The following is a 5239-nucleotide window of genomic DNA, read 5'->3' on the forward strand; positions in this document are numbered from 1 at the left end:
GGCTGATCCGTCCCGCGATCGTCACGACCTCGTCGCCATCGTCGACCTCCGCCAGGGTCAATGTCTGCGCTCGTTCCAGCAGCATCGCGAAACGCTCGTCATCGTGCTTGTGCAGCAGGACAGATCCGCGTCCGTCCCACGCCGCGAACGCATCGGGCTCGTGGACGTTGCCGGGGTGCGGAAACGACACCTTCAGCACAGCGTTCGTCTCAGCCCGCCATTTCACCGGGACGATAACCCCGACACCCCCGTGCATGACTTCTCCGTCCGGCACGCACTCCCAGCGCCCCAGCAGTTCGTCGAGGATCCTGGGCAGCTCGGCGATCCACGCCGCTCCGGACTCTCCTTCACGCTCGATGGTGCCCCGCGCAAACGCCTCCGGTATGCCAATCACCCAGACACCTTAGGCACCAGCCCGACACCGCCACTTCCGCCGCCGACAAGTTCTCCGAGATCACCGGCGGTGAGCGTGGCATGTGCAGCGTAGGCTTAGCCCACGTGACGAATGAGGAGTTGCGGGACCAGCCGGAGAGCTGGCCAGTCGAGACATCGGACATCGTTTTCGAGGGCAAGGTGATCTCGGTCCGAAAGGACGTGGTCCGGTCGCCGGTCGACGGCACCACGTTTGCCCGCGACGTCGTGACCCATCCTGGAGCGGTGGCCATCGTCGCCCTCGACGAGAACGATCGCGTGCTGGTGGTGTCGCAATACCGGCACCCGGTCGGCCATCGGCTCATCGAGCTGCCGGCAGGGCTGCGCGACGTCGACGGCGAGCCGCCGGTGGAGACGGCCAAGCGAGAGCTCTACGAAGAGGGACATGTCCGCGCCGAGGACTGGCGTGTGCTGACCGATGTGCTCAGCTCGCCCGGAATGTGCGACGAGGCGGTCCGGGTCTTCCTGGCGCGAGGCATCACGGACGTGCCGGACGCGGACCGGCACAACGGTGTGCATGAGGAGGCCGACATGCCGGTCTCCTGGATGCCGCTGGCCGACATCGTCCGGGCGGCGCTGGCCGGGAAGGTGCAGAACGCGCTGCTGTGTGTGGGCGCGCTCTCGGCATGGGCGGCGAGCCACGACGGCGGCTACGAGTCGCTGCGACCCCCGGAGGCCCCCTGGACCGCAGCGGAGCGCCGTCGTCGTCCATAGGCAGCGTCGTCCGGGCCGGCACGTCGCTGATACGACCTCTCAAGCCGGGCTGCCGCAGACATCGATGATCTTGTTATGCTCGATGCGTCCGCATCCCGAGACGTCGTCGGGGCAGCTGATCTAGACTTCGCGCGTAGCCTCCATGCGGCGCGCTCGGGTTATGGGCCATCTGTCCGAGCACGAGCACCGTCGATGTGGTGGTGACACCGCGGCTGGAACGGCGAAGGGGACGTTGGTGCTGGTCGGCATTCCTACCGAGATCAAGAACAACGAGTACCGGGTGGCTATCACGCCGCCAGGGGTGCATGAGCTGGTCCGGCACGGCCACGAGGTGGTCGTACAGGCCGGCGCCGGCGTGGGCTCCTCCATCCGCGACGAGGAGTATACGGCGGCGGGTGCGCGGACAGCGGCCTCCGCGGACGATGTGTGGGGCGAGGCTGACCTGGTCTGCAAGGTCAAGGAGCCCGTGCCGGAGGAGTATCACCGGATGCGTGCAGGGCAGGTGCTGTTCACCTACCTTCACCTGGCCGCGTCCCGGGAGTGCACTCAGGCGTTGCTGAATGCCGGGGTGACGGCGATCGCCTACGAGACCGTGCAAGCCGATGACGGACATCTGCCGCTGCTGGCGCCGATGAGCGAGGTCGCCGGGCGGATGGCGACCCAGGTGGGTGCACACGTGCTGGAGCGGGCACAGGGCGGGCGTGGGATCCTCCTGGGTGGCGTGCCGGGCACCCAGTCCGCCAAAGTGGTGGTGATCGGTGCCGGCGTGGCCGGAATGAACGCCGCCGTCATCGCCGTCGGCATGCAGGCTGAGGTGTGGGTGTTGGACAAGAATGTCGCCCGCCTGCGTGAGGTGGATGAGCTGTACGGAGGACGGGTACAGACGGTCGCGTCGAACCTCTTCGAGGTTCAGAGTGCGGTGCTCGACGCGGACCTGGTCATCGGGGCCGTGCTCGTACCCGGGGCCAAGGCGCCGACCCTCGTCTCTGATGACCTGGTGGCCCGGATGCGTCCTGGCACGGTCCTCGTCGACATCGCCATCGACCAGGGCGGCTGCTTCGAGAGCTCGCGCCCGACCACCCACGCCAGCCCGACTTTCCGCGTGCACGAATCGGTCTTCTACTGCGTGGCGAACATGCCTGGGGCCGTCCCACACACCTCAACCTATGCATTGACCAACGTCACGCTGCCATACGTGGTGGAGTTGGCGGATCACGGCTGGAGGGCGGCGCTACGATCGGATGCGGCGCTGGCGCGCGGGCTGAACACGCACGACGGTCGCGTCGTGTACGCGCCCGTCGCTGAGGCGCATGAACTGGCGGCAACCGACCTGAACGAGGTGCTCAACTGAGCGGTGACAGCGGGCTCGACAAGGCGGCCAGGGCATATCTGGACCACCTGGCCGTGGAACGCGGCCTGGCCGCGAACACACTTGCGTCCTACCGTCGTGACCTCAGGCGATATGTGGACTTTCTGGTCAACCAGGGGCGAGTGGAGCCGACAGATGTGGTCGAGGCCGATGTGACCGCGTTCCTGCGCAGCCTCCGAGAAGGTGACGAGATCTTTCCTGCGCTGGGAGCGAGCTCGGCGGCGCGGACCGTGGTCGCGGTCCGCGGGTGGCATCGGTTCCTGTGCCGCGAGGGCATCACCGACGTCGATCCCGCCGGAGCCGTCCGGCCGCCGACGCCGCCTCGCAGGTTGCCGAAGGCGATTCCGTTGGACCAGGTGGAGCGGCTGCTTGCGGCCGCATCCACAGGGGACGGGCCACGCGTGCTGCGCGACCGCGCACTGCTGGAGCTTCTCTACGGCTGCGGTGCGCGGATCTCTGAGGCTGTGGGGCTGGATCGGGACGACGTAGACCTGGAGACCGGCACGGTGGTGCTGCGTGGCAAAGGCGGCAAGACCCGGCTCGTGCCGGTCGGATCGTACGCGCGCGACGCCATGGAGGCGTACACGGTGCGTGGACGTCCCGCGCTGCTGGAAGCGGGCCGGGGAACACCGGCGCTGTTCCTGAATGCCCGGGGCGGCCGGCTGTCGCGTCAGAGTGCGTGGACGGTCCTGCGCACTGCGGCCGAACGTGCCGGGCTGGGCGCGACGGTCTCGCCGCATACGCTGCGGCACTCGTTCGCCACGCACCTGCTCGATGGCGGTGCCGACGTCCGCGTCGTGCAGGAGCTTCTCGGCCACGCATCGGTGACCACGACACAGGTCTACACTCTGGTGACCGTCGAGCACCTCCGCGAGGTCTATGCGGCCGCCCACCCCCGCGCGCAGGGGTAACCATGATCATGAACTCAAACCGTTGAAATAGCACGGTAAGTGTTCATGATCATGGTTACCCCAGGGCCGCGACGACCTCGCCGTTCGCGACGGCGTTATTAGCGTCGACGCGCTCGTGCAGGAGCTCGAGGATCCGCAGGGCCGCTGGGTTTCGCCGCAGCGACTCGCGGACACGCACGGAGATGCGTCGCATCGGCACCGGGTCGACGACGGGCACTGCGACGAGACCCGGCGGCAACGTGCCGACGCCGAGATGGGGGAGCACGGTGATCCCGACGCCGGCGGCGACGAACGAGATGGCCGTCGGGTAGTCGTGTGTCTCCACGTGGAAGCCCGGGTTGATGCCGACGGACGAGCAGGCGTCCAGGAGCGCCTGCCGGCAGGGTCCACGAGAGAAGTCGTTGTCCACCCACGGCTCGTCGGCGAGCTCGCGCAGCGGGATGGACTCCTGTCCGGCCAACGAGTGTGTCTTCGGCAGGACGGCCACGTACGGCTCCTCGAGGAGCGGATAGACGTCGTACCCCTCCGTGGGGCTGGACTCCGCGCTCTCGACGAAGACCTCGACGTCGGGAGCCGATTGCCGCTCGTTGGCGAGTTCGATGAGGCGCAGGTCGATCCGCAGTTCGGGGAACTCGCGGGTGAGTGCCGCCACTACCGGTGGAATCCACGCGGCGCCGGCTGAGGCGAAGTAGCTGATGGACAGCGTGCCCACCCGGCCCTCTCGTAGGTCCGCCACCACGGCATCCAGCTCAGCGAGCCGCTCGAGCGCGGGGACGGCCTCGTCGGCCAGCATTCGTCCGGTGGCCGTGGGTTCGATTCCCCGGCCGTTGCGTTCCACCAGTCGCAGGCCGGTCTCCCGTTGGAGCGCGGTGAGTTGCTGACTGATGGCCGACGGGGTGTAGCCGAGGTTCGCCGCGGCCTGATGTACCGAGCCCGTCGCGACGACGGCTCGGAACACGCGGAGACGGTGCGGATCCAGCATGGAAGGAATTGTACAGCTGAACTGAATGATGATGCAGAAACATTCGCTTGTGCTGATGCATTGCCAGGCCGGACCATGAGTGGCGTGACGACAACTATCGCGCCGGCCCCAGGTTCGGCGCCGGCACAGCACCGCGGCACCGTACTCGCCGCCGCCGTGACCGTAGTCCTGTGGGCGTCGGCGTTCGTCGGTATACGGATGATCGGTGATAGCTACTCGCCGGGAGCGCTCGCGTTCGGACGGATCACCGTCGGAGCGCTGGTGCTCGGCGCTATCGCGTGGCGCTACCGGCGGCTGACGCTTCCGACGGGGCGCGACCGGTGGCTGGTCCTCGCGTACGGCGCGCTGTGGTTCGCGGCGTACACGGCGGTGCTCAACCTGGCCGAGCGCCACCTTGACGCGGGAACAGCGGCGCTGCTGGTCAACGTCGCGCCGATCCTGGTGGCGGTGTTCGCGGGTGTGTTCTTCGCCGAAGGGTTCCCACGGCCGCTCGTCGTCGGAATCGCGGTCGCGTTCACCGGTGTCGTGTTGATCGCGACCGGTGGTTCGGGCGGCGGTTCCGTGAACGACGCGATGGGGATCTGGCTGGGCCTGCTGACCGCGCTGCTCTACGCCAGCGGTGTGCTCATGCAGAAGGTTGTGCTGCGCAGCGTCGACACCGTGACCGCCACATTCTTCGGATGTGCCGCCGGGGCTGTGGTGTTGGTGCCGTTCGCGCCCGAGTTCGTCGAGCAGAGCATGACGGCGTCGGGCGGAGCGATCGCGGGCGTCGTCTACCTCGGTGTGTTTCCCACCGCGATCGCGTTCAGCACCTGGGCATACGCCCTGGCA

Annotated in this window: 6 protein-coding genes; 4 read left to right on the top strand and 2 right to left on the bottom strand. The window is 67.9% G+C overall.

Features of this window, described 5'->3' with window-relative positions; translation table 11 throughout:
• The coding region (locus tag ELR45_RS38590) for an aminoglycoside phosphotransferase family protein (RefSeq protein ID WP_205856991.1) at positions 1 to 394 on the bottom strand (394 nt) is incomplete at its 3' end.
• Positions 395 to 498: 104 nt separating this feature from the next.
• Between ELR45_RS38590 and ELR45_RS21345 the strand changes: the two genes are divergently transcribed.
• From ELR45_RS21345 to xerD, 3 genes are all read left to right on the top strand, one after another.
• A complete protein-coding gene (locus tag ELR45_RS21345) occupies positions 499 to 1146 on the top strand; it encodes an NUDIX domain-containing protein (protein ID WP_240759984.1) in 648 nt (215 codons plus the stop codon).
• Positions 1147 to 1381: 235 nt separating this feature from the next.
• A complete protein-coding gene (ald, locus tag ELR45_RS21350; protein WP_129668284.1) occupies positions 1382 to 2497 on the top strand; it encodes an alanine dehydrogenase in 1116 nt (371 codons plus the stop codon).
• Positions 2494 to 3426, top strand: coding sequence for a site-specific tyrosine recombinase XerD (gene xerD, locus ELR45_RS21355; protein WP_129668168.1), 933 nt, complete (start codon positions 2494 to 2496; stop codon positions 3424 to 3426). The genes ald and xerD overlap by 4 nt, the downstream gene beginning before the upstream one ends.
• 55 nt (positions 3427 to 3481) lie before the next feature.
• Here xerD and ELR45_RS21360 read toward each other — a convergent pair whose 3' ends face one another.
• Positions 3482 to 4408, bottom strand: a complete 927-nt coding sequence (locus tag ELR45_RS21360; RefSeq protein WP_129668169.1) for a LysR family transcriptional regulator — start codon at positions 4406 to 4408, stop codon at positions 3482 to 3484.
• 75 nt (positions 4409 to 4483) lie between these two features.
• Here ELR45_RS21360 and ELR45_RS21365 point away from each other — a divergent pair.
• Positions 4484 to 5239, top strand: a 756-nt coding sequence (locus tag ELR45_RS21365; protein ID WP_420813916.1) for a DMT family transporter, incomplete at its 3' end; no start/stop codon positions are given.

Source organism: Phytoactinopolyspora endophytica (genome assembly GCF_004138495.1).
GTDB classification, from domain to species: domain Bacteria; phylum Actinomycetota; class Actinomycetes; order Jiangellales; family Jiangellaceae; genus Phytoactinopolyspora; species Phytoactinopolyspora endophytica.